Genomic DNA, 23,947 nt, shown 5'->3' with positions numbered 1-23,947 from the left:
TTGACTGTATTAAGAAAAGAACGGTTTATACTCGCGACGTTCATGCATGATGGACACCCATTGAAGCGTCGTGAACTCTTCGAGTACCCATTCGCCGTTGAAGCGTCCGAGACCAGAGTTTTTCTCGCCCCCGAACGGCATGTGCGGTTCATCGTTGACCGACTGGTCGTTGACGTGAATCATACCGGTTTCGACTTTTCGTGCAAAATTGGTCGCACGGTAAACCGAGCCGTGGACGGCACCGCTCAATCCATACGGTAATTCGTTCGAGAGACGTAACGCCTCTTCGTCATCTTTAAACGAAAGGATGACCGCGACCGGACCGAAGATTTCATTTTTCGCGAGCGGCATGTCATTCGTGACGCCACTGAGGACGGTCGGTTCGAGGACGTTACCACCTGCTTTCCCACCAGTGTGAACGGTCGCACCGGCATCGACCGTTTTCTCAATTTGGTCTAAGATGCGATCGATTTGGTCGTGGTCGATGAGTGGACCGACTTGCGTATCTTTTTCGTTCGGGTCACCCGCTTTCAACTGTTTGACGCGCTCGACGTAACGCTCCACGAATTCATCGTGAATCGATTCAGCGACGAGGATTCGGTTCGTCGACATACAGATTTGTCCTTGGTGGAAGAACTTGCTGTAGACGGCTGATTCGACGGCACGGTCGAGGTCGGCATCATCGAGCACGACGAACACGTTATTTCCACCGAGCTCAAGTGCTGTTTTCTTCAGCAGACGACCTGCCTTCTCCGCAATTCCTTGCCCGACCTCGGTCGAACCTGTGAACGAGATGAGACGTGGGATCGGATGTTCGACAATCGCATCGCCGATTTCAGATCCTCGTCCGACGACGACATTGAGCACACCTTTCGGGAGACCGGCTTCTTCGAAGAGGGATGCGAATAGGAGACCACCTGTGACCGGTGTCGCTGTAGCCGGTTTGACGACGACCGTATTTCCGGTCGCAAGAGCCGTCACAATCGAGCGGACAGCCAAATGGAGCGGGAAGTTCCACGGGCTGATGATGCCGATGACCCCGAGTGGTTTACGATATACTCGGTTTTCTTTATTCGGGACGATTGAAGGTTTGATGAGCCCGTCCATACGGAATGGGAACGTCGCGGCTTCTTTGATGATGGCCATCGATGCGGCGAATTCACTTTCCGCTTTGATACGTGTACTCCCAGACTCTTTCACGAGCCAGTCAACGATTAGGTCTTTATTGTCCATCGTCAGCTGGGCAAACTTCTCAATCAACTCACGGCGTGCCTGGGGAACCATGTCAGCCCAGTCCGTTTGAGACGCTTTCGCTGCTTCATAAGCACGATTCAAGTCATCTTCATCCGCTGAACGAATCGAGAAGAGAGTCTCGTTCGAGAACGGATTGACGTTGTCGATCGACTTTTCACTTGATCCGCTTACCCACTCACCATTGATGTACATGTTCGTAAAATCTGTATGCATATTTGAACACTCCTTTATTTTTTCTTCACCATAAGAAGTATTCACTTGTTTTAGAAAAATAAACATCCAAAAGTGTAACTAACTTGTTTTACAAAGTAGTTGTAAATGGGGTTAGTTTCCATTACTATTATGTATAACAAGATAGTTGATTGAAAGTGAGGTTACGCCATGGCAATGAGTCAAATGTTAAAAGGTCTGCTTGAAGGGTGTCTATTAGCCATTATTGGTAAAGGTGAGACATACGGTTACGAGATGTCTGAAAAGTTACAGGCGTATGGATTTACAATGGTGAGCGAAGGAAGTATTTACCCCGTTCTGCTACGGATGAAAAAAGAAGGATGGGTCGAGACGGTTCAAAAAGAACTTCCATCCGGAGGCCCAAAGCGGAAGTACTACATTTTAACGGGAGTGGGTCAACAAGAATTACTAGCCTTTAAACAACGTTGGATAGAAGTTTCAAGCGGTGTCGACCGCGTACTCAGGGAGGAGAATAAAGATGGAACTTTCAAAGAAAAGTCGTGATTTTTTAGATGATTTATCGGTATACCTCATGTCGAGCGGGAAGTCCGAGACTGAGGTGAAAGATATTGTCTTTGAGTTAAAGGATCACTTGTTAGAAGCGGAGCAAGCAGGGAAGGATGTGGACGATGTCATTGGACAAAGTCCGAAATCCTACATGCAGTATATTGGTCATGAGATGGCATTCGACATGAATGAATTTATCAAAGTCATTGTGATGATGATTTCAAACCTGTTCGCATACATTATTATTGGCAATTTCATTGAAGGTGAGATGACGTTCTCAACAATCCAAATGATTGGTTTCCCACTTGTAGCAATCCTTTTCTTATTAGCTGCTTCACAAGCTTTCCGTACTATGGCGGTTCGCTCGAAGGAAAGCAAATTCAAAAACGGTGTAACCTATGTCGTGCTTGCTGCGATTCCAATGTTATCATTTCTTGGTTTGATGGTGCTTGATATCTTCATTGAAACTCCGACGGTTGTTTTCGGTCCGGTCGGTCAACTTGTATTGTTCGGAATTGGTGTAATTACATTACTCATCGTCTCTGTATGGACAAAAACATGGATTAATCTAATCATTCCGATTCTTTTATTTGGACCGCAATATGCGTTTGCTCGCACGAGTTTACCACTTGAGCAACAATTGATTTTTTCGATGTTGATTTTTTTCATCGGAATGGCAATTTTCTTTCTTGTCTGGGCCAAGAAAAATAAAGAGAATCAAGTCTGATGTTTTAGCCATCCGGTTCATCGTCAAGAAAAGATAAAGGGGGATTACGTTTATCCCCCTTTTTTTGATGTTCGTTTCTACTTCCTGTACAGTTAGACGAAGAGAGGGGTTAGAAAGAACCATGAAACGTTATGAAGCCATTTTATTTGATATTGATGACACGCTATTAGACTTTAAACAAAGTGAGCACGTCGCCTTGGAGCAATTGCTCGCATCCTACAATGTCCGGATGACGGATGAGGTGAAGTCGCGCTATGTCGACATCAACACGGTCCTGTGGCGCGCATTTGAACGTGGGGAAGTAGACCGCGAGGAAGTACTCGTCGGTCGTCACACGAAACTATTCGATTCGCTCGGTCTTACGGTTGATGGACCATATGTCGAACAGCAGTATCGTGACTATTTACATGCAGGCGTACACATGATCGATGGTGCGTTAGAAATTGTACAAACGCTGAGCGTTGACTATCCGCTCTATATCGTCACAAACGGCGTGACGGAGACTCAATTCAAACGGTTAGAGTCATCGGGACTATTGCCGTACTTCCAAGACGTCTTCGTATCGGATGCGACCGGCTCGCAAAAACCGATGAAGCCGTTCTTTGACTATGTCTTCGACCGAATTCCAAATGTAACGCCAGAGAAAGGCTTAATCATCGGCGACTCGGTCACGGCAGATATCGCCGGTGGGCGGATGTATGGTCTAGATACGTGCTGGTTCAATCCGAAAGAAGTGGCCGCGACGATGGAGTCGACGTATGAGATTCGACATTTACATGAGTTGAAATCGCTTCTCTAAGTTCAAGACGGGTTTAGTGAATGAACTGGCAAACGGTTCGGGAGTTGACCCAATACTTCTGGATAGAGCGTGACGTCTTGGAGACGGTCAAGCTTTTGCCAACGATAAATCAGGTGATCTCCTTCAGGTCCGTAAAAATCGCCGTCTTGGAGCGGGAGGTCACCATCTACATAAAAGTACAGTCCAATCTCATGAAACGGTTGGTCGTTGTACGTAAATAAATTCTCGTGCACGAAAGCGAACGAGGTATCGGTCACATGCATGTTCAACTCTTCATGAAGCTCGCGTGCGAGCGCGGTTGCGGCTTCTTCACCGAGCGTCACGCGCCCCCCGGGTAATGCCCAAAAGTCATCCCGGACGTTTCGGTGAATCAATAAATGGTCGTCTTTTACAAAAATACCGGCAACGCGGTAATTGAAGACGCCGTGTTCAGTCGGAAATACGATGTCCATCTATATCACTTCCAATCTTTGTAATCTGTTCTAGTATACCTGAAGGAGAGATCATATGTTTCAACCACATACGCAATATCGAGACGAAGATTTCCGTGACGTGACACTCCGAGACGAAGAACTGTCACACGTCACGTTCGAGAACTGTCGCTTCACATACGTCGATGCAACAGAACTACAAACGGAGCGCTGTCAGTTCATCAATTGTGACTTCACGGATTCGAAATGGAACGCGTCCCGTCATGTCAGCAGTTCATTTTTGAACTGTCAGTTTCATGGTGCCAACTTGTTCACGAGTGAGTTTGAACAATGTAAAATGACCGGGTCATCTTTTGAAGAAAGTCAGTTTGAAGGCGTTCTTGTAAAAGAGGGGGACTGGTCGTTCGTCAATCTTCGTCACGTGTCGCTCAAAAAGATGGATTGGTCCCATGTACGTTTAATTGAGGCGGACCTGTACGGAACTGACTTGACCGAGACGGTTTGGTATCAGGCGGACTTGTCCCGGGCGACACTTCAACATGCGGTGTGTCGTGGTGCCGACTTCAGAGGAGCACTCGTCGATGGGGTTGATTTTTCGAACGTGACGTTACAGCAAACAAAATTAGACGCGATGCAGGCGATCCAAGTCGCGCGCTCATTGGGGGCGATTGTAGAATGAAGCCGGAACAAATCATTGAACAGCTGGTTGCGTTCGCAACAGAACGTGAATACATCCGAACGGTCGTCTTGAACGGCTCGCTCGTCAATCCGAACATCCGACCAGACCCGTATCAGGATGTCGATCTTGCCTTTTACGTAGAAGATGTAAGAGCGGTTGCGGCCGATCGCTCATGGATCGACATGTTTGGAGAGGTCTTGATTATGCAGACACCTGAGACGTCTGATCCCGAACGACATGTAACGTTTTTAGTGCAATATGTAGACGGACACCGTATTGATTTGACGATTCGGTGTGTTGATCAACTTGAAGCGATGCTCGAAGCCGACTCGCTCAGTCAAATCATCTTTGACCGAGATGATCATCCAGATGTGACGCCGTCAGACACATCGTATCGTGTGAAACATCCGTCTGCTGACGAGTATGCGGCTTGTTGGAATGAGTTTTGGTGGGTGTCGCTCTATGTCGTCAAAGGAATCAAGCGGCATCAAGTGCTATATGCGCTCGACCACCTCGACATCATGCGGAATATGCTCCGTCAGATGATGGAATGGAACATCGGTTATGCGACAGATTTCTCGGTGAATCTTGGGAAGTCAGGGGACGGGATGCGCGACCATTTACCGGAAGAGTTATGGGAGATGCTCGGGGCGACGTATGCCTCGGCTGAACTGAGCGCCATTGAGGACACGCATGACCGATTACAATCACTCTTTTTCTTTTGCGCGCAACGCGTCGCCGAACAAGGCCATTTCGTATTTCAGGAGGAAGAAGCGAGACGCGTCCGTGCTGCATGTGCAACACTTCGACATTCGAACGATTAATGACGGCGAGAGCCGGGAAACGCTCCTTATAGAGAAAGGAGCGTTTTTTCATGAATCCATATACGACATTTATTGCCCTTTTAGTCGGAAGTCTCGTCCTCTTTGTCGGCATTCGTTTAAAGAAATGGCCAATCATTTTGGTTGCGATGCTTCCTCTTGGTCTCGTCGCGTTCAATATGTTTTTGCTCATCACCGGACGCTAGAAAATCTTCACTCGTCTTTCTGATACATCGATTTGATGAAGAAGGCACTCGGTAATAAAATACCGATTGCGCCTTCGATGATAGCGAATAATCGGGTCAATCCGATTGGCAACAAATCACCAAAGCCAATCGATAGTAGGGTGACCCCGCTGAAGTACAGGAGGTTTTCCCAAGTCGGTTCGACAGCATTCATGGATTCGAGGGAGGTCACAAGAATGACTGAATCGCGAGATAGCGCATAATAAATCAACGTGAACCCTAACATGACACCAAATAGGCTGACGAATAACTGAGCGAACAACCTCCCATCAAATCCTGTCTGTTTATACGTTTGACGTTTGAAAAACCAAAACACGTTCAAGCTGATGAAGAGTAATGCAATCGTCAATAAAATCGTATTCATTCTGTCCACATCCTTTTCTTATCAATGTGCTTCCTTACCCATTCCCGAAGCGAAGAATGAAAAACGGGATCGGAAAAGGTTTGCAATTGATGAAAAAATTGATAGAATGTGGTCGAAGACGACTGAATTTCATAATGTTTGCCACTAGGGGAGTCGCGTTACGCGGCTGAGATGGACATGGTCCAGACCCTTTGAACCTGATCTAGTTCACGCTAGCGTAGGGAAGTGGGCGAAACGACTCATATGGCTTCACCTAGATATGACTGTTCGAGACGCCGCTTCCGTTATGGGAGGCGGCGTCTTTTATCTGTTATAAGGGGGAGTTCATATGAAATTTACAGATCACTTACGTCAGGAAGCAGATGGATTGTTTGAAGCAAGCTTTCATCACCCGTTTGTCCGTTCACTCGGAGAAGGAACGCTCGATGAGAAGAAGTTCAGACATTACGTCATGCAAGACTCTTATTATTTGAATCAGTTTTCGAAAGTGCAGGCGAAGGGGGCGACGCTCGCACCGACGATGGAACTATCAAGCCGTTTTTTAACACATGCCTTACACACGATTGAGGCGGAACTCTCACTTCATCGAGAGTTCTTTACGATGCTCGACGTAACGGATGTCGAATTGGCGACATTCGAGCCGGCTCCGACCGCTTATGCGTATGCGCTCCATATGCAACAGGCAGGACCGACACTCGGGGACGTGCTCGCGTCGATCCTTCCGTGCTACTGGGTGTATTACGAGATTGGCGAACGTCTTAAAGACAAGCGTCCTGATCATCCGATTTATTCGGCCTGGATTGCGACGTATGGCTCAGAGTGGTTCCGCGAATTGGTGGAAGAACAAATCGATCGATTAGATGAGCTCGCAGGACAAGCGACAGAAGAAGAGCGTGTGCGTTATACGAAACTGTTCTTGAAGAGTTGCTATTACGAAGTCGCTTTTTGGGAAATGGCTTGGACACTTGAGTCGTGGACATTGTCACAGGAGGTCAACCAATGAGACATGAGATTTGGAGTGAGATTCGGAAGCAGGCACCGCTCGTTCACAACATCACGAACACAGTCGTGGCGAATTTTTCGGCGAATGGACTGCTCGCCATCGGTGCCTCTCCCGTCATGGCGGATGCAATCGAAGAAGTGGCAGAGATGACATTTATAAGTGATGCGCTCGTGTTAAATATCGGGACACTTAGTACGATGACCGAAGCCACGATGATTCGTGCAGGGCAGGCGGCGAACGAGGCAGGATGCCCCATTGTACTCGACCCGGTCGGAGTCGGGGCGACGTCATTCCGACGAGATGTGGTCGAACGTATTTTGCGTCACGTGCGTGTCACGGCCATTCGAGGAAATGCAGGAGAAATCGCGACGTTGATTGGTGTCGATTGGGCAGCTCGTGGTGTCGATGTTGGAGACGGTGCATGCGAACCGCGACAATTGGCGCTTGAAGCAGCGAAACGATACGGATGTGTCGTGGCCGTGACTGGAAAAGAAGATATGGTCAGCGACGGGAACGTCGTCATGGAAATACACGGCGGGACGAAACGCATGACTGAGACGACCGGTACGGGATGTTTACTCAGTGCAGTGGTCGGAGCTTGTCTAGCAGTCGAAAAGAACGCCCTTAAAGCGACGGTGACCGCCATGTCAGGCTATACTTATTCCGGTGAGCTAGCGAGTGAGCGAGCAGAAGGACCGGGAGACTTTCCGATTCACTTTTTAAATGCCCTCCATCAATTGACGCAACATACAATTCCGACGAATCGAATCGAGGTGTCGACATGATGAAACCTCAAGTTTTGACAATTGCAGGATCTGATTCAGGCGGAGGAGCCGGCATTCAAGCCGATCTCAAAACGTTTCAAGAGCTCGGCGTATTCGGGACGAGCGTGCTGACTGCAATCACAGCCCAGAACACACTAGGGGTACATGGAATTGAGGCTATTTCCACGGAAATGATTACCCGACAAATCGATGCGGTAGCTGATGATTTTAGCATCACCGCTTGTAAAACCGGGATGTTGGTGGACGCTGAACGAATTGAAGCGGTGGCGAAGGCGCTCGAACGATATCGTTTCGAACATGTTGTCGTCGATCCTGTCATGGTAGCGAAAGGGGGCGCCTCTTTGTTGCAAGTTAGTGCGGTCGAAGCACTTCGCACGAAGCTGTTGCCACAGGCGACCATCGTGACCCCGAATATTCCAGAGGCAGAAGTGTTGGCGGGGATGGAGATTCGGACCGAGGCAGACCGGATGAAGGCAGCGCAGGTGATTCGAGCCATTGGCGTCGATATCGTGATTATCAAAGGCGGACATTCGAATGATGTAGAAGCCGTTGACTTAATCGTGACCGAGTCTGAAGCGTTCCGCGTAAAAGCACCTCGAATCCAAACGAAAGATACGCACGGGACGGGATGTACGTTCTCTGCCGCATTGACAGCTGAACTAGCGTATGGGAAGACACTACGTCAAGCGGTCGTTGACGCAAAACGATTCATTCATCAGGCGATTGCACATGGATTATCGATTGGGCAAGGTCATGGACCGACTAATCACTGGGGACATCGTTTAGCGAAAGAAGAGGTGATTACCGTTGACGTTCTGTACGAAACAAGCGCTCGCTAAGCAGCTTCGCCTTTACTTTGTGTGTGGAACGACGGACGCATCCGATTTGGTGACGACCGTCAAAACGGCACTTCGATGTGGTGTGACATGTTTTCAATTTCGCGAAAAAGGTAAAGATGCATTGTATGGAGATGAAAAAGAAGCGATGGCAAGGACGCTCCAACATGAATGTCGAGAAGCAAAGGTCCCGTTCATCATCAACGACGATGTTGAATTGGCGCTCGCGATTGACGCGGATGGCATCCACGTCGGACAAGATGACTTACCTGCCAAACAAGTTCGAGAACGGCTAGGACCTGATAAATGGTTAGGGGTGTCGGTCCATACGATGGAGGAAGTCAGTGCAGCTCTTCCGTTCGCAGATTATGTCGGCATCGGTCCGATTCATGAGACGCGAAGTAAACTGGATGCAGGGATTGTGCGTGGCACGGAACTGATTCAACAAGTTCGTCGACACTATCCACTGCTGCCGATTGTGGGGATTGGGGGCATTCGTCCCGATCATGTCCCTGCTATTATTGATGACGGGGCAGACGGTGTTGCCGTCATCTCCGCCATCGCTTCTGCACCGGATGTAGCAGAAGCTACCCGGCGTTTCGCTTGTCTCTGAATTCAATTTTTGAGGAGGAAGACAGATGAACGTATTTGTTATCGGTGCAAACGGCCAGATTGGCCATCAATTGGTAGAAAAGTTACACAATGAAGGGAAGCATCACGTCACAGCGATGGTTCGTAAAGAAGAGCAGCTCGATGACTTCAAGTCAAAAGGATACAACGCTGTACTTGGCGACCTCGAAGGTTCAGTAGCGGACTTGGAAAAGGCAATCGACGGGATGGACGTCATCGTGTTCGCGGCTGGTTCTGGTGGAAGCACTGGAGCAGACAAAACCCTTTTAATTGACCTAGATGGTGCAGCGAAGAGTATCGAAGCAGCACAAGCGAACGGGAACATCAAACACTTCGTCATGCTCAGTGCCTTAAAAGCAGAGGATCGCTCAGCTTGGCCAGATTCGATGAAGCCGTACTACGTAGCGAAGCATCATGCCGATCGCTTACTCGAACAGAGTGGACTCACATACACGATTGTTCGTCCGGGCGCATTGACAGATGATGCGGGAACGGGAAAAGTGAACACGCAATTCGAGGGAAGTGGAGAGATTCCACGCGAAGACGTGGCATCATTCTTGGTGCATGTCCTCCATAACCATGCAAATGCGCAGAACAAAGCGATTGATTTGATTAAAGGGGATACCCCAATCGAAGAAACGTTATAATGTGTCGAATGAAGAACGGGATGTGGCTCATCCCGTTTTTTGTCGCGTTAAAGAGGGAAAAGTCAGCAGAATAGCGAAATGAAGAATTATGAATAGGTGAGGAGGTTCCGCATGACCGAGATGTTCATTTATCTGGCGGTCTATTTGTTGCCGTCATTTTTACTCGGCTTTTTAGCACTCGATGTCTTTCAACGAAATCCGAATAAAGTCGAGCATCGTTTGCTGAGCCTGTTTGTGTTTGGCTATTCGATGCTTTTCTTAGCGGAATTCGTTCGCCATCTTTCTCCGATTGAATATAGTCCGGCACTCATTGCCTATTGGTTTGGGAATGCCGGCATCTTGATCTTTATCTTCTCCATTCATTTCATATTGAACATTACGGGTATCGGTGCGAAGGCGCCACGTTGGCTGTATCCATGGGTTGTCTACTTGCCATTGATTCCAATCGTGTTGACGTACGTGCAGAGAGAAAATATTACGAACAGTCAACGGTTCGAACAGGTCGGAATTTGGATTTATCCTGAGTTCAATTCATCCTATTTGGTTACCTTAACTGTCGGGAATATTTTTCACACCCTGATTATCTTTCTTATTTTTTATGCGTTACGACGAACAGAACGTAGGGAACATCAGCGGGTATTACGGATGTTATTTTGGACGGCATTAGTCATATTGGTGTGGGACATCGTGTTCGGTTATTTTCAATTCCGTGGATTTATTCCACCGTACTCTTATATGTATGGAGGGCTCGTTTGGGCGGTGGCGCTCGTCATCGCGATGAATCGTTTAGACTTCTTAACCTCTTATGTTAAACGATATGGGACACTCTATAATTTAAATCCATCCGCTATCTTGTTGATTGACCCGGATGGTAGGGTGGAAAGTGCGAATCCGGCTGCGCGAACATTGTTTCATACGGTCCGCGTCGTGAATGAACGGTTTGTCGATTTGTTGCCAGAAAAGAAAAAAGCAGAGTGGATGGAACACTACACCAAACACTTTCGGACACGTAAAAAGTTTATAGAGTTCGAAACGAAAATTATGACGAAGTCTGGACAAGAACGGTACGTCGTTATCGATGGGGACTTTGTCGATATCGATCGAACGATTCATGGGATGATCATCATTCGGGACGTCCATTCGTTCAAAGAGGCCGAGCAGACGATCCGCTTTTTCGCCTACCATGATCCACTTACGAAATTGGCTAATCGCCGTGCGTTTTATGAACAAGCAGACCATGCGCTCCTGAGTGCCTCGCGACTATCTTTGCTGGTCATCGATTTGGACGGTTTCAAAGCGGTCAACGATACGTATGGCCATCAAATCGGTGATCATTTCTTAACACATTTAGGTGGACTGTTGGAAGCTTCGGCACGAGACGTCGGCTTGGCATCCCGTGTCGGAGGAGATGAGTTCTATATTTATTTAGTCGATTTAACAGATTCTGAAGTGCTTGCATTTATTCACGAACTTCAGCTGACGTTAAATCAGAACCCGTACCAAACGTCGGATGTGACGATTCCAATCCGGGCGAGTATCGGAGTCAGTCATGCCCCGGACCAAGGAACTGATTTAGATACATTGATTCATAAAGCAGACCAGGCGATGTACCAAATCAAACAAGACGGCAAAAATGATTATGCGGTTTATGATGAGGCGTTACATGGTCCAACATAACGGGAACATAGAAATGGTTAATCATTGAGAGGAGGATGGAACATGTCAGAAAGACCGTTAGTGACGATGCGCGCCGAAGGAGAGGCTGGAGGCGTCAAGACGACTGTGCGTGTAGGAGAACACACCCCTTTTATCGTAGATGAGCCGGAGCGACTCGGTGGAACGAATATGGGGCCGAACCCACTCGAATATCTTCTCGGAGCATTATCGTCTTGTACGACCGTCATGATTGCTTATGTCGCCCAGGACATGAGCTTTGAGTATGAAGGGGTCGAGTTCGTGACGGAAGGGACACTCGATCCACGAGGGTTCCAAGGGATGGAAGGTGTGCGCACTTACTTCGAGTCGGTTCATATGAAAATCGTACTCGACACGACCGAATCGGATGAGCGGATTGCGGAATTACGGAAAGGCGTCGAAGCACGATGTCCAATCCACAATCTCATGCATACGGCTGATGTCGCGATGACGGCAGAATGGGTTCGAAAATAAAGATGGGGGAAACCTCATCTTTTTTTACATAGTAAACCGAGCAAAAGAGCACGGAGGGGAGACGAATGCATCACCAAGCAATGACACGTGAATGGGCAAGTCGAATTCAAGAATGGACCTACGTAGCTCCTTATGACTTTTATAATCAAACTCCCTCTGAAGAAGGAATTGAGGAGATGATGACGTATCAGGCGATTATGGACGGACACTCATCAAGGCAGATCAATGGTACGCATCAACGCAAATTTGTTCCGCTTGTGGCGAGTAGTTCACCCGTACTGTTTTTGATGTGCCTTTTTACGTCGTAAATAATCGTCATCGGCACGGAGCTGATCCCAATACGTTTTGAAGATACGAGCGGACTCTGCCTTCTCCTCATCGATTTGACGCTCATGAATGTCACCGTCTTCTTTATATTTACGACCGCCTTTATAATTGGCATAGCGCCGGGCCCGTGTATAGCCCATTTGGATGAACTTTCGGGCCATATCCATCCCGACGAAATCATCGTTTGCGCGATACGCTTCAAACAATTCCATGATTTCTTCAGCGGATTGCTTGGCAATCTTTGGCGTCTTGAATCGCCAATGGGGCAAAATTTCACTTTTATATGGCTCGACGAGTAACACACCTTGTTCGCCACGACCGACCCGGTACAGTTCGGGTTGTTGTCGGAAGTCGATTTCATCAAAGTTTAAATCATAATCAAATGGCATCGTTATACCTCCTCGCCTAACGTTTCCCATTAGGTCGGTGGAGGAAACAACTCAAAGTAAAAGGACGGGTTGATATGATCACTCTAGAGACAGAACGATTGATGTTACGAGCGTTCACGTTAGAAGACGCAGAAGATATGTATCATTACGCAAAAGATGAGCGTGTCGGACCGATGGCGGGTTGGGCACCCCATGAATCGATTGACGAAACGAGGGACGTTATTCAACTGTTTATCGAGGAAGCCGATGTATGGGCCATCGTCTTGAAAGAGACCGGGCAAGTGATCGGCAGCATCGGACTACATGATCGAAGACCGGATCCGTCGATTCAACATGATGCACAACGTGAGATCGGCTATGTGCTCAGTCCAGATCATTGGGGGAATAGTTACGTGCCGGAAGCCGTTCAGGCGATGATTCGATTCGGATTCGAAGAGTTAAAGCTAGAGCGGATTTGGTGCGGCTATTTCAGCTTCAATGATCAATCGCGACGCGTCGTTGAGAAATGTGGGTTCACTTATGCGTTCACGAAAACGCAAGAATTGACCCGACTCGATGGGCGAACGGTAGATTGCCTCGTCTATGTACAACTAAACCCTGTTTCAATCACACACTGAGAATGAGTTCAGTGTGTTTTTTCATGAAATCATAAAAAAACCCTTGATATGTAACCGGTTACACATTAAGATGGTTTTGTAAGCGTTTCCAGAACGGAGGATGTCAAATGGCGACCATCAAGCAAGTGGCAAAACACGCAAACGTCTCGGTGGCGACAGTGTCACGCGTCATGAACAAAAGCGGATATGTGAGCGAAGAGGCGAAAGAAGCGGTTGAAAAGGCGATTGCGGAATTGAACTACGCACCAAATCGAGTCGCGCGTTCACTCTATAAAAAATCGTCTAATTTGATTGGGCTCATCATGCCAGACATCACGAACCCGTTCTTTCCACAGTTGGCTCGGGCGATTGAGGACGTTGCAAATCAGCACGGGTATCAAGTCGTCTTATGTAACACGGACGAACAACTTGAAAAAGAACAGACGTATTTGATTGCCCTGCAGACGATGCACGTCGATGGCTTGATTATCACGACGAACCATTCACACAATCCGAATTACGAAACGTTAGATTTACCCATGGTCGCACTTGACCGAATCGTGAAAGCGGGCATCGATGCGGTTATATCTGACGGATATGAGGGTGGGAAGTTGGCGGCCGACACGTTGCTAGAACGTGGTGCGACAAGACTGGCACATATTGCCGGTCCGGATCATTTAAAGACAGTCAAACGTCGGACGGAAGGATTCGTCGAAGCGGCAGGAGACAGGCTTGTCGGAATGACCGAATCGACTTTCACGTTTAAAGATGCTTTGAAAGCATCCCAACAACTATTCGACCATTCCTGGCCGTTCGATGGGATCTTCGCAGCGAACGATGTGATTGCGGCCGCTGTGTTGCAGGAAGCCGTCCGTCGGAACATTCGTGTCCCGGAAGAACTGCAGGTCATCGGGTATGACGGAATCGAGCTAGGTGAGATGACGTCTCCACCACTGACGACCATCGTGCAACCCATCTATGAGATGGGACGAGTCGCGACCGAACGATTACTGGACTTGATTGAGAAGAAAGACACGCGACCGAAAGAGATGCTATTACCGGTCACGTTACTTGAAAGACAAACGACAAAGCGGAAGGAGAGATAAAGAATGAAACGCATTGTTGTCATTGGCAGTATATCGATGGACCTCGTCGTCACGTCCGACAAACGTCCAAGAGCAGGGGAAACGGTCATCGGTGAGTCGTTCCGTACCGTTCCAGGGGGGAAAGGTGCGAACCAGGCAGTCGCTGCCTCCAAGTTAGGCGGCGCTGTAAAGATGGTCGGCTGTGTCGGAAGTGACCCATTCGGACAACAGGTTGTGGAAAACTTCAAACAGCACAACGTCGATGTCACGCACGTTCGCATTATACCAGATGAAGTGACCGGTACAGCTCACATCGTATTGGCAGAAGAGGATAATTCGATTGTCGTCGTCCAATCGGCGAACAAGAAGGTCGTCTTCACGGAGGATGAACTGAATCAACTTCTCGATGAGCAGTCGTTCGTACTCTTACAGCTCGAGATTCCGATTGAAACGGTCAAACAAGTGACGTCTTATTGTCAGTCAAAAGGGATTCCAGTGTTACTCAATCCGGCACCGTCTCAACCGCTTCCGCCAGAAGTGGTTGAACAAGTCACTTATCTGACACCGAACGAACATGAGTGCCGTGACTTATTTAACGGAATGTCCGTGGATGACGTTCTCGAACGCTATCCGAACAAGCTACTTGTCACGGAAGGCGTCCATGGCGTTCGATTCCACGATGGGAAACAGGTGCGACACGTACCCGCCATTCGAGCGAACGTCGTCGATACGACAGGAGCCGGGGATACGTTCAACGGGGCACTTGCTGTCGCACTTGGTGAACAGGGTGACCTAGAGGCAGCTGTTCGATTTGCTGTGGTCGCGTCAGGAATGAGTGTCGAAGGTTTTGGTGCACAAGGCGGTATGCCGACACGGCAAGATGTACAACAACGATTGGAGCGCGTGTGATGAAAAAACAAGGAATTTTGAATAGTCATTTAGCTAAAATCTTTGCTGACCTCGGACATACGGATCGAGTCGTCATCGCGGATTGCGGGTTGCCGATTCCGGACGGTGTGAAGCGTGTCGATCTCAGTCTTCGCATCGGGGAACCTTCTTTTTTAGACGTACTAGATGCCGTTGACTCTGATATGGTCGTGGAGCGCATTACAATTGCCGAGGAAATTCTCACACACAACCCGACGATTGCGGATTCACTGAAAGAACGGTACACGAGCATCGACATGTGTTCGCATGAAGACTTTAAACGAGAAGTCGCAAAAGCAAAAGTCGTCATTCGAACTGGGGAAGCGACACCTTACGCCAACGTTATCTTACACGCCGGGGTCATTTTTTAAGGGGGGATTCGATGCATATTCAGTTGAAAGGCATCCATAAGTCGTTCGGGCCAGTCTCCGTCTTAAAAGGAGTCGATTTTGAACTGTTACCTGGAGAGATTCATGCGCTCATGGGTGAGAACGGTGCCGGGAAATCGACGTTGATGAAAGTGATGACCGGTCTTCACGCTCAAGATGAAGGAGAGATCCTGATCGATGAGAAGAGACGGCAATTCAAGCACCCAAAAGAAGCGGAGCAAGAAGGCATCGCCTTCATTCATCAAGAACTCAATATCTTACCTGAGATGACGGTGACGGAGAACCTGTTTCTCGGTCGAGAACTGACGGGGCCGTTTGGGACAATCAAACAGCAAGAGATGGCGAGGCGGGCTCGGGAGTATTTAGCAGAATTGAATGTCTTCATGGACGTCAATGAAGTGGCACGCAATTTATCTGTCGGTCAGCAACAGATGATTGAGATTGCGAAGGCGCTCATGACGGACGCGAAAGTCATCGTCATGGATGAACCGACAGCTGCCTTGACGGACCGCGAAATTCAGGCACTCTTCGCCGTATCACGGGCATTACGGGACCAGGGAGTATCCATCATCTACATCTCCCACCGGATGGAAGAAATTTTTGACTTGTGTGACCGTATTACCGTACTTCGGGACGGACAGTCCATCTCAACACGTATGATTCAAGACACTTCCTTTGAGGAAACCGTACGCGACATGGTCGGACGTGAAATCGGTGAACGGTATCCGACGCGCACTGCGACGCTCGGGGACATCGTGCTCGAAGTAAATGATTTAATAGGTAACCGGTTCCACAATGTATCGTTCAACGTTCGCGCAGGAGAAATCATCGGATTCTCAGGGTTGATGGGAGCGGGACGGACCGAGGTGATGCGTGCCCTATTCGGGGCAGACACTCATAAAGGGGGAGTCATTAAACTGAACGGGAAGCCGATTCGCATCAAAACTCCGGCAGACGCCATCAAACATGGCATCGCCTTTTTAACGGAAGACCGAAAAGGCGAAGGCTTGCTTCTCGACTTCTCGCTCCGAGAAAATCTGTCACTCCCGACACTCGACAAGCGGACGAAAGGGTCCGTCATCTCGAAACATCAAGAAGCGACGTTCGCGGAGACGTACTTGCAAAAACTGCGGGTCAAGCACCATTCGATGGAACAAAAAGTGAAATCGTTATCTGGAGGAAATCAACAAAAAATCGTGCTCGGCAAATGGTTGGGCGTAGAGCCGGATGTCTTGATTTTGGATGAACCAACCCGTGGCGTCGATGTCGGCGCCAAGAAAGAAATTTATAACATCATGAGCGATCTCGCGGAATCAGGTGTTGCCATCATCATGGTCTCTTCTGATTTACCGGAAGTGCTCGGGATGAGTGACCGCATCGTCGTCATGAGGGAAGGTGTTATCACTGGTACGCTCACGAAACAAGAGGCGACGCAAGAAAAAGTTATGACGTATGCGACAGGAGGGCAATGATATGGAATTGAAAGCAACGACCGCACTGAAGCGCCCGGGTCGACTCGGATGGGGACAAAAGTTAGGTCCATTGTTTGGTCTACTCGTCATCGTCGTCGTAGTGACGGCGCTCGAACCAGGATTTTTATCATTAAATAACATCTTTAACGTACTTCGACAAGTGTCCATCAATGCCTTGATTGCCTTCGGGATGACGTTTGTCATCTTGACAGGTGGAATTGACTTATCGGTCGGATCGATTTTAGCTCTCTCGTCCGCATTGGTAGCGGGTATGATGGTGGATGGTCAACATGCCGTTATGGCCGTTGCGCTCGGTTTGATTGCAGGTGCTCTTCTCGGTGCCTTTAACGGTACGGTCATCACGTACGGGAAAGTGGCGCCGTTTATCGCGACATTAGCCACGATGACGATTTACCGTGGATTGACGCTCGTCTATACGGACGGTCGACCAATCACGGGTCTCGGAGATTCCGGTTGGTTCGAGATGCTCGGGCGCGGCTATTTCTGGATTATTCCAGTGCCGGCATTGACGATGCTCCTCGCATTTGGTGTCCTTTATTTTATCTTGAAAAAAACGACATTCGGTCGTCATACGTATGCGATTGGTGGAAATGAAGAAGCAGCTAAATTGATGGGAATTGGCGTCAATAAAGTCAAAATCATGATTTACTCGCTATCCGGGATGCTTGCAGCACTCGCCGGTATCATTTTGACATCGCGCCTCAACTCCGCACAACCGACGGCTGGGACGTCGTATGAACTCGATGCCATCGCGGCTGTCGTTCTCGGGGGAACGAGTCTTGCGGGTGGGCGAGGCTGGATTGTCGGAACGTTGATTGGGGCACTCATCATCGGAACGTTAAACAACGGATTGAACCTTCTCGGCGTGTCATCTTTCTTCCAACTCGTCGTAAAAGGTGCAGTTATATTGTTTGCAGTATTACTTGATCGTCGACAAAACGCGTAACACGCGAAAGGGGAAACGGAACATGAAAAAATGGACAGCTTGGCTACTCGCACTGACAATGGTACTAATGGCAGCTTGCTCGACTGAACAACCAGGATCAAACTCTGAGACGGAAACGAAAGATGGGGATTATGAAATCGGCTTATCCATCTCGACATTGAACAACCCGTTCTTCGTCGCATTGAAAGAAGGGGCAGAAGAGCAGGCAAAAGAGATGGATGCGACTTTGACTGTAGCGGACGCACAAAACGATGCTGCGAAGCAAGTGAATGACGTTGAAGACATGATTCAAAAGGGAATGGACTTGATCCTCATCAACCCGACGGATTCAGAAGCGGTCGGTGCGGCAGTACAGGCAGCGAACGATGCAGGCATTCCCGTCATCACGGTAGACCGTAACGCTGAAACAGGTGACGTCGTCGCACACGTGGCATCAGATAACGTTGCAGGCGGCCAATTGGCAGGTGACTACATGGTTGAACTCGTAGGTGAAGGTCAAAAAGTCGTCGAGCTCGAAGGGATTCCTGGGGCATCTGCGACACGTGACCGTGGTCAAGGGTTCAACGAAGCAATCGATGGGAAACTCGAGGTAGTCGCGAAACAATCTGCGAACTTTGACCGTGCGGAAGGATTGACGGTCATGGAGAATATTTTACAAGACAACAAAGATATCGTCGCTGTATTCGCACATAACGACGAGATGGCACTCGGTGCCGTACAAGCGCTTGATGCGGCTGGTATGAGTGATGTCAAAGTCATCGGATTCGATGCGACAGACGATGCAGTCAATGCAGTCGAAGAGGGAACAATGGCAGCGACCGTCGCGCAAAAACCGACTGAGATTGGAAAGTTGGGTGTAGAAGCGGCAATCAACCACTTGAAAGGTGAAACAGTAGAGGAAAACATTCCAGTTGAACTCGAATTAATCAAATAAGTCAGTAGAAACCTCACGATGCCTTGATTTCGGGTAGAGCTCGTGAGGTGATTTTTATTTATATGGGGAATTGAGAAATTGTGTATCGTTGTTCATAGGTTTTAACTAAATCAGGCGAGAATTCTCCCTCCTCTAAGCGTCTCGGGGCGAAGTCCGGCGTAGGTGGGAGATGAATCGCCCGGTCCAAACGTCTTTCCCCCCTGTGACAGATATGACGAACAAAAGTTCGTTATTCCGTCAGATTCTCCCTCCCCTTTCACGGGTATCGGACGAGGAGGATATATCATAATCTTCTGTAGGGAGGAGGGACAGACATGCTGAAAGGCTACAAATATAGGCTCCACCCGACGCCTGCACAGGCCAAGTTTCTCATCAAGACGATCGGCTGCGCCCGGTTCATCTACAACAAGCTACTTGAGGACCGCATCGCCATCCGCGAGGAGGCGAAAGCGGGAAGCGGAATGAGACGGAAACCGGCGACACCCGCCTCCTACAAGCCCCTCTTCCCGTTCCTCGCCGAGGCGGACAGCCTCGCGCTCGCGAACGCGAAGCTGAACCTCGACACCGCGTTCGCGAAGTTCTTCGCCGGGACGGGCGGCTTCCCGGTGTTCAAATCGAGACGGCGGTCGCGCGCCTCCTACACGACGAACAACCAGCACGGCACGATCCGCATCGAGAACGGCAAGGTGAGACTTCCTAAAATCGGCTTCGTGAAGTTCGAACAACATCGTCCGTTCGAGGGCGTCATCCGGTCGGCGACGGTCTCGATGACGAGGACGGGCAAGTTCTTCATCTCCATCCTCGTCAATCAAGATGAGGAAAAGTGGATCCCAGCCAAGAACAAGGTCGGGATTGATCTTGGCCTGGATCACTTCGCCGTCATGACGAACGACGCGATGGTCTCGGAGAAGATTGACAACCCCCGACTTCTCCGGAAGTCCGAAGCGAAGGTCAAGAAGGCGCAACGGGCGCTGTCGCGAAAGAAGATCGGAAGCAAGAATCGTGAAAAAGCCAAGTTACTTTTGGCTAAGAAACACGAAAAGATTGCCAACCAACGCAAGGACTTCCTTCACAAGCTGTCGAGACGGATCGTTGACGAGAACCAAGTCATCGTCGTGGAGACATTGACATCGAAGGACATGATGAAGAACCACAAGGTCGCCAAATCGATTGCAGATGTCAGTTGGTACGAGTTCGTCCGGCAACTCGAATACAAATCAAACTTCTGTGGACGGACGCTTATCAAGGCAGATCAATGGTTCGCATCGACCCAGATCTGTTCCATTTGCGGAGCAAAAGGCGAGAAGAAGACGATGGATGTCCGTGAATGGACGTGTGCCTGTGGCGCGCACCATGACCGTGACATCAATGCGAGCCTCAACCTATTGATGTTGGCCGACTGACAACCATTCAGGGCAGGGACTGCCCGACGAGCTTGGTAAACAACCGTGGCTGGTAAGAGCACGGTCTTCCCAAGAAGCTCCCACTTCAAGTTGTGAAGCAAATAAGTGGCGAGTAGTTCACATAGCTTGCCCCGAGAACGATAGTGGGAAATGTATCACGACGAGTTGGTTCGGAAATGATATTAGTATCTGTACCAACTTGATGAATGACACAGTCCTTTTGCTGAACATTTGTGATAATGAAAGTGTTAGTGTCTAAATCTTGTATTTTTAGTTGACTGTAAACTCTTTCAAGCATTGATTGTTTCGTTCCATTTCTGTTAGGAAATAAACGAATGAATTGCTTGGCATTCGAATTGTTCGGAAGTGGCCATAGTCTTTTTCCATCACCGCCAGATAATAATAGAATCTTCATCGAATGTCCTCTCTTCAAATAGAGTTTCTCATCTATTTCGCCAAACGTCGGACTATCCCTGTCTAATCAAAAAAGAGACAGCCGGTTCCGGCTATCTCTTTACAATATAGGGCGAAGCAATGCGCGAACGGGGCTTCCATCCCCTTCGACGATTGGGAGAGGGACGGCATTCAAATCGTAATCTCCCGGTAAGATATTGTCTAAAACGAGTCCTTCTAGGATATGCACACCATTTCGTGCTAACGCGTGATGGCCGCTCATCTCTTTACTGTCAATCGCATCAACGGACGGTAAGTCGAGTCCGATCAAGAAGATTCCGAGTTCTCCGAGACGATCGGCAAGAGAGGGTGTCAGTTCAGGGATTGTCTCGGGAAAGACGTGCTTATCGGGCCAACCATCCGTTTTTAAGATGAGGCGTTCGACCCCAGTCAAATCGTGACCATCCAAATCAGATGCTTCAATCTTTGCCTTATGCGGTAGATGAATCACACGGGCTGGACCGATATATACGGACGGATCGAGGTCAATCACGCGCTTCCCGTGGTCGTCAAAGTGGAACGGTGCATCGATGTGGGTCCCGAGATGTAAACTCAATGTCATCTTCCCGACATTGACGGAACCACTCTCTGCCATCGGCCACGCGATTTCATATGAAAATTTTGTATCTCCCGGCCATGTCGTAACATCGGCATGAAGTGGCTGTGATACATCAATCCAAGTCATTTCGTTCAGCTCCTCTTATAGTGATGTCCGGACCGTCCAAAGCTCTGGGAAGAAGCGATGGTCGAGCACGCGACGCAAGTAGTTCACGCCAGACGAGCCGCCTGTCCCCATCTTCTGTCCGATGATGCGTTCCACGGTACTCATGTGGTTAAAGCGCCACATCTGTTGCTGACTCCCGATATCGAGTAGCTTTTCACCGAGCTCATATAAGTCCCAATACGTATCGACGTCTCGATAGACTTCGACCCATGCCTTCTCGACACTTTCATTCCATTCCCAATCCTGGGTGACATCACGTTCGAGCACGCTCGCATCAATCGATAGACCCCGACGATGCATTTCGCGGACCGTCACATCATAAATGCTAGGAGCCTGTAGCGAGCCTTCGAGCAATGGATACAATTTTTTATCGTGTGCGTAAACACTGAGCGTCCGTGCGTTTTTGAAGCCGAGTGCGAATTCGATCTGTCGGTTTTGGTAAGACTGAAAACCAGAGGACGAGCCGAGTTGATCTCGGAACTCTAAATACTCGGCCGGTGTCAACGTCGCGAGGACGCCCCATGACTGGATGAGTTGCTGCTGAATCTTCGAGACGCGGGCGAGCATCTTGAACGAACGCTCGAGCTCGCCGTTCGTGATGGCCGTCGTGGCTGCTGTCAATTCATGCAAGATGAGCTTCATCCACAACTCGCTCGTCTGGTGGATGATGATGAACAGCATCTCATCGTGATGGTCGGAAAGGCGATGCTGACTCGATAAAATCGGGTCGAGCTGGAGATAGTCCCCGTACGACATGTCTTTTGAAAAGTCCGTTTGAATCGATTTTTCCACTTTATGTTCCGTGCGTTCACTCATGACAGTTCCCCCTTATGCGACCACTTCACGGACGTTCTCAAACGCCTCATATTCTTTGTCATCCATGATTTTTTTCAACGTCACAATCACGTCATACACATCGGTGAACGTGTTGTACAGTGCGACGGGTGCGAGACGAATGATGTTCGGTGCCCGGAAATCTGGGATGATGCGATGCTCTTTCAACGCTTTACAGATGCGTGCCGCCTCTGGGTGTTCGAGGCTCAAATGGGCACCGCGTTGACGTGTGTCCGTTGGGCTGCCGATGAAGAATCCGTGTGGTGCGAGCATCTCTTCGATCAAATCCATCATATACGTCGTGAGCGCGAGTGATTTTTGGCGAATCGCTTCCATTCCGACCTCATTAAACATCTCGAGGGCGCCAAGTTGTGGAGCGAGACTCATGACGTGTGGCGTCCCGATTTGGAATGCACCCGCATGTTCGGCCGGTGTCATCGTATGGTCCATATCGAACTGTTTATCTTTGCGCGAACCGAACCATCCGGCCAGTCCCGGTGTCGTGCCGAAGTGACGTTCATGAACGAACAAGCCACCGACCGTTCCCGGACCTCCGTTCAAATGCTTATAGTTGCACCAGTAAGCGAAGTCGACACCCCATTCATGGAAGTCGTGAGGGATGGCGCCGACGGAGTGACAAGCATCGAATCCAATTAAAATACCGCGTTCATGCGCCGCTTTCGCTAGGCGAGGCATATCTAAAATTTGACCACTCCGGTAGAGGACGGTCGGCAATACGATGAGCGCGATTTCGTCGGTCATTGCGGCAATCAAATCATCTTCTACTAAGAAGCGCCCGTCCGGACTGTCCACTTGAACGAGGTGCTCCACAGGATCGAGCCCGCGCAATTCGAGCTGACTCTTCAGAGCGTAAATATCAGACGGGAACGTGAGGGCGTCTGCCAAAATCTTTGTTCGTTTGCCTTCTGGTTTAAAGAAAGAGGCGACGAGTTGATGCAAGTTCACCGTCGTCGAACCGGTCACCATCACTTCTTCCGACTTTCCACCGATGAGCGGCGCGTTCAGTGCGGCCAACTCTTCGGACAAGTTGAACCAAGGATGACGACCAGACATCCAACCGTCAATCCCGAGTTCTTTCCAATCCGCAAGCGACTCAAGAAGTGTTCGCTCGGCTCGTTTCGATAAGAGACCGAGTGAATTTCCATCCATATAAATCCCGTCTTCCGGTAAATAAAATTCTTCCCGGTACGATGCGAGCGGGTCTTGTTTGTCTAGTTGTTGTGCGTAAGCACGTGTGAAATCGTTCATCTCCCCATATTCCCCCTTTAAAGCTTGTACGTTGTCAAAATCGTAGCAAT

Annotated in this window: 29 protein-coding genes, 1 pseudogene and 1 riboswitch; of the genes and pseudogenes, 22 read left to right on the top strand and 8 right to left on the bottom strand. The window is 49.0% G+C overall.

The features are described 5' to 3' along the window. Window positions 1–9: 9 nt before the first annotated feature. Complete coding sequence (locus KNO95_RS09595) at window positions 10–1,467, bottom strand: aldehyde dehydrogenase family protein (protein ID WP_214878853.1); 1,458 nt, start codon at window positions 1,465–1,467, stop codon at window positions 10–12. Window positions 1,468–1,635: 168 nt separating this feature from the next. Here KNO95_RS09595 and KNO95_RS09590 point away from each other — a divergent pair, with 168 nt between their 5' ends. The 3 genes from KNO95_RS09590 to KNO95_RS09580 all read left to right on the top strand — a co-directional run bounded on the left by KNO95_RS09590 (window position 1,636) and on the right by KNO95_RS09580 (window position 3,518). Next, window positions 1,636–1,989, top strand: a complete 354-nt coding sequence (locus KNO95_RS09590) for a PadR family transcriptional regulator (protein ID WP_214878851.1) — start codon at window positions 1,636–1,638, stop codon at window positions 1,987–1,989. Next, the gene (locus KNO95_RS09585) at window positions 1,964–2,719 is read left to right on the top strand and encodes a DUF1129 family protein (RefSeq protein ID WP_214702992.1); all 756 of its coding nucleotides are present in this window, start codon (window positions 1,964–1,966) and stop codon (window positions 2,717–2,719) included. The genes KNO95_RS09590 and KNO95_RS09585 overlap by 26 nt, the downstream gene beginning before the upstream one ends. A gap of 121 nt (window positions 2,720–2,840) precedes the next feature. Further along, entirely contained in the window at window positions 2,841–3,518 is a 678-nt protein-coding gene (locus KNO95_RS09580) for a YjjG family noncanonical pyrimidine nucleotidase (RefSeq protein ID WP_214878850.1), read from the top strand. Between the two features lie 2 nt (window positions 3,519–3,520). Here the strand turns inward: KNO95_RS09580 and KNO95_RS09575 are convergent, their stop codons facing one another. After that, window positions 3,521–3,970 carry an NUDIX hydrolase gene (locus tag KNO95_RS09575; RefSeq protein ID WP_214700404.1) on the bottom strand — a complete coding sequence of 150 codons (450 nt, stop codon included), beginning with the start codon at window positions 3,968–3,970 and terminating at the stop codon, window positions 3,521–3,523. A gap of 55 nt (window positions 3,971–4,025) precedes the next feature. On the opposite strand from KNO95_RS09575, the gene KNO95_RS09570 reads away from it, so the two are divergent. From KNO95_RS09570 to KNO95_RS09560, 3 genes are read left to right on the top strand one after another with little or no spacing between them, the layout of a single operon-like run. Further along, window positions 4,026–4,628, top strand: coding sequence for a pentapeptide repeat-containing protein (locus KNO95_RS09570; protein ID WP_214702998.1), 603 nt, complete (start codon window positions 4,026–4,028; stop codon window positions 4,626–4,628). Then, window positions 4,625–5,452: an aminoglycoside 6-adenylyltransferase gene (locus tag KNO95_RS09565; RefSeq protein ID WP_214702999.1), complete on the top strand. Its 828-nt coding sequence runs from the start codon at window positions 4,625–4,627 to the stop codon at window positions 5,450–5,452. Before KNO95_RS09570 ends, KNO95_RS09565 begins: the two co-directional genes overlap by 4 nt. Before the next feature lie 50 nt (window positions 5,453–5,502). Then, complete coding sequence (locus KNO95_RS09560) at window positions 5,503–5,655, top strand: hypothetical protein (RefSeq protein ID WP_012727577.1); 153 nt, start codon at window positions 5,503–5,505, stop codon at window positions 5,653–5,655. 7 nt (window positions 5,656–5,662) lie between these two features. Here the strand turns inward: KNO95_RS09560 and KNO95_RS09555 are convergent, their stop codons facing one another. Next, entirely contained in the window at window positions 5,663–6,058 is a 396-nt protein-coding gene (locus tag KNO95_RS09555; RefSeq protein ID WP_214703001.1) for an ion channel, read from the bottom strand. A 136-nt stretch (window positions 6,059–6,194) separates the two neighbouring features. After that, a riboswitch (TPP riboswitch) is annotated at window positions 6,195–6,299 on the top strand. 87 nt (window positions 6,300–6,386) lie between these two features. Here KNO95_RS09555 and tenA point away from each other — a divergent pair. From tenA to KNO95_RS14545, 8 genes and pseudogenes are all read left to right on the top strand, one after another. Beyond that, window positions 6,387–7,061 carry a thiaminase II gene (gene tenA / locus KNO95_RS09550; protein WP_026824908.1) on the top strand — a complete coding sequence of 225 codons (675 nt, stop codon included), beginning with the start codon at window positions 6,387–6,389 and terminating at the stop codon, window positions 7,059–7,061. Continuing rightward, window positions 7,058–7,846: a hydroxyethylthiazole kinase gene (gene thiM, locus KNO95_RS09545; protein ID WP_214878849.1), complete on the top strand. Its 789-nt coding sequence runs from the start codon at window positions 7,058–7,060 to the stop codon at window positions 7,844–7,846. The genes tenA and thiM overlap by 4 nt, the downstream gene beginning before the upstream one ends. Next, window positions 7,846–8,685: a bifunctional hydroxymethylpyrimidine kinase/phosphomethylpyrimidine kinase gene (gene thiD / locus KNO95_RS09540; RefSeq protein WP_214878848.1), complete on the top strand. Its 840-nt coding sequence runs from the start codon at window positions 7,846–7,848 to the stop codon at window positions 8,683–8,685. The genes thiM and thiD overlap by 1 nt, the downstream gene beginning before the upstream one ends. Next, the gene (gene thiE / locus KNO95_RS09535) at window positions 8,654–9,295 is read left to right on the top strand and encodes a thiamine phosphate synthase (RefSeq protein ID WP_214703007.1); all 642 of its coding nucleotides are present in this window, start codon (window positions 8,654–8,656) and stop codon (window positions 9,293–9,295) included. Before thiD ends, thiE begins: the two co-directional genes overlap by 32 nt. A 25-nt stretch (window positions 9,296–9,320) precedes the next feature. Further along, window positions 9,321–9,959 carry an SDR family oxidoreductase gene (locus KNO95_RS09530; protein WP_214703009.1) on the top strand — a complete coding sequence of 213 codons (639 nt, stop codon included), beginning with the start codon at window positions 9,321–9,323 and terminating at the stop codon, window positions 9,957–9,959. A 111-nt stretch (window positions 9,960–10,070) separates the two neighbouring features. After that, a complete protein-coding gene (locus KNO95_RS09525) occupies window positions 10,071–11,636 on the top strand; it encodes a diguanylate cyclase domain-containing protein (RefSeq protein ID WP_214878847.1) in 1,566 nt (521 codons plus the stop codon). Window positions 11,637–11,678: 42 nt separating this feature from the next. Beyond that, window positions 11,679–12,128, top strand: coding sequence for an OsmC family protein (locus KNO95_RS09520; RefSeq protein ID WP_026824913.1), 450 nt, complete (start codon window positions 11,679–11,681; stop codon window positions 12,126–12,128). A gap of 196 nt (window positions 12,129–12,324) precedes the next feature. Then, window positions 12,325–12,390 (top strand): annotated as a pseudogene (locus KNO95_RS14545) (RNA-guided endonuclease TnpB family protein); the annotation flags it as partial. 7 nt (window positions 12,391–12,397) lie between these two features. Here the strand turns inward: KNO95_RS14545 and KNO95_RS09515 are convergent. After that, a complete protein-coding gene (locus KNO95_RS09515) occupies window positions 12,398–12,844 on the bottom strand; it encodes a DUF4385 domain-containing protein (protein WP_214703021.1) in 447 nt (148 codons plus the stop codon). Between the two features lie 74 nt (window positions 12,845–12,918). Between KNO95_RS09515 and KNO95_RS09510 the strand changes: the two genes are divergently transcribed. The 8 genes from KNO95_RS09510 to tnpB all read left to right on the top strand — a co-directional run bounded on the left by KNO95_RS09510 (window position 12,919) and on the right by tnpB (window position 20,617). After that, window positions 12,919–13,461, top strand: coding sequence for a GNAT family N-acetyltransferase (locus tag KNO95_RS09510; RefSeq protein ID WP_214703028.1), 543 nt, complete (start codon window positions 12,919–12,921; stop codon window positions 13,459–13,461). 107 nt (window positions 13,462–13,568) lie between these two features. Beyond that, on the top strand, window positions 13,569–14,546 hold the full coding sequence (locus tag KNO95_RS09505) for a LacI family DNA-binding transcriptional regulator (RefSeq protein WP_214703030.1): 978 nt from the start codon (window positions 13,569–13,571) through the stop codon (window positions 14,544–14,546). 3 nt (window positions 14,547–14,549) lie between these two features. Beyond that, window positions 14,550–15,434, top strand: a complete 885-nt coding sequence (rbsK, locus tag KNO95_RS09500) for a ribokinase (RefSeq protein WP_026824918.1) — start codon at window positions 14,550–14,552, stop codon at window positions 15,432–15,434. Continuing rightward, window positions 15,434–15,823 carry a D-ribose pyranase gene (rbsD, locus tag KNO95_RS09495; protein WP_026824919.1) on the top strand — a complete coding sequence of 130 codons (390 nt, stop codon included), beginning with the start codon at window positions 15,434–15,436 and terminating at the stop codon, window positions 15,821–15,823. Before rbsK ends, rbsD begins: the two co-directional genes overlap by 1 nt. 11 nt (window positions 15,824–15,834) lie before the next feature. Further along, on the top strand, window positions 15,835–17,313 hold the full coding sequence (locus KNO95_RS09490; RefSeq protein WP_026824920.1) for a sugar ABC transporter ATP-binding protein: 1,479 nt from the start codon (window positions 15,835–15,837) through the stop codon (window positions 17,311–17,313). A gap of 1 nt (window position 17,314) precedes the next feature. Then, window positions 17,315–18,280, top strand: coding sequence for an ABC transporter permease subunit (locus KNO95_RS09485; RefSeq protein WP_084483555.1), 966 nt, complete (start codon window positions 17,315–17,317; stop codon window positions 18,278–18,280). A 22-nt stretch (window positions 18,281–18,302) separates the two neighbouring features. Next, a complete protein-coding gene (rbsB, locus tag KNO95_RS09480) occupies window positions 18,303–19,214 on the top strand; it encodes a ribose ABC transporter substrate-binding protein RbsB (RefSeq protein WP_214703050.1) in 912 nt (303 codons plus the stop codon). A 314-nt stretch (window positions 19,215–19,528) separates the two neighbouring features. Next, entirely contained in the window at window positions 19,529–20,617 is a 1,089-nt protein-coding gene (tnpB, locus tag KNO95_RS09475; RefSeq protein ID WP_214878846.1) for an IS200/IS605 family element RNA-guided endonuclease TnpB, read from the top strand. Window positions 20,618–20,702: 85 nt separating this feature from the next. Here the strand turns inward: tnpB and KNO95_RS09470 are convergent, their stop codons facing one another. The 4 genes from KNO95_RS09470 to kynU form a co-directional block, all read right to left on the bottom strand. Next, window positions 20,703–21,032, bottom strand: coding sequence for a sugar phosphate nucleotidyltransferase (locus tag KNO95_RS09470; protein WP_214878844.1), 330 nt, complete (start codon window positions 21,030–21,032; stop codon window positions 20,703–20,705). A 99-nt stretch (window positions 21,033–21,131) separates the two neighbouring features. Further along, window positions 21,132–21,755, bottom strand: coding sequence for an arylformamidase (gene kynB, locus KNO95_RS09465; protein ID WP_214703055.1), 624 nt, complete (start codon window positions 21,753–21,755; stop codon window positions 21,132–21,134). Window positions 21,756–21,770: 15 nt separating this feature from the next. Continuing rightward, the gene (gene kynA / locus KNO95_RS09460) at window positions 21,771–22,610 is read right to left on the bottom strand and encodes a tryptophan 2,3-dioxygenase (RefSeq protein ID WP_196431377.1); all 840 of its coding nucleotides are present in this window, start codon (window positions 22,608–22,610) and stop codon (window positions 21,771–21,773) included. A gap of 12 nt (window positions 22,611–22,622) precedes the next feature. Next, complete coding sequence (gene kynU / locus KNO95_RS09455; protein ID WP_214878842.1) at window positions 22,623–23,897, bottom strand: kynureninase; 1,275 nt, start codon at window positions 23,895–23,897, stop codon at window positions 22,623–22,625. Between the last annotated feature and the right edge of the window lie 50 nt (window positions 23,898–23,947).

The organism is Exiguobacterium sp. ERU653 (assembly GCF_018617775.1).
Taxonomy (GTDB): domain Bacteria; phylum Bacillota; class Bacilli; order Exiguobacteriales; family Exiguobacteriaceae; genus Exiguobacterium; species Exiguobacterium marinum.
Note: the sequence above shows the minus strand (reverse complement) of the source record. Positions and strands in the feature narration are given on the sequence as shown.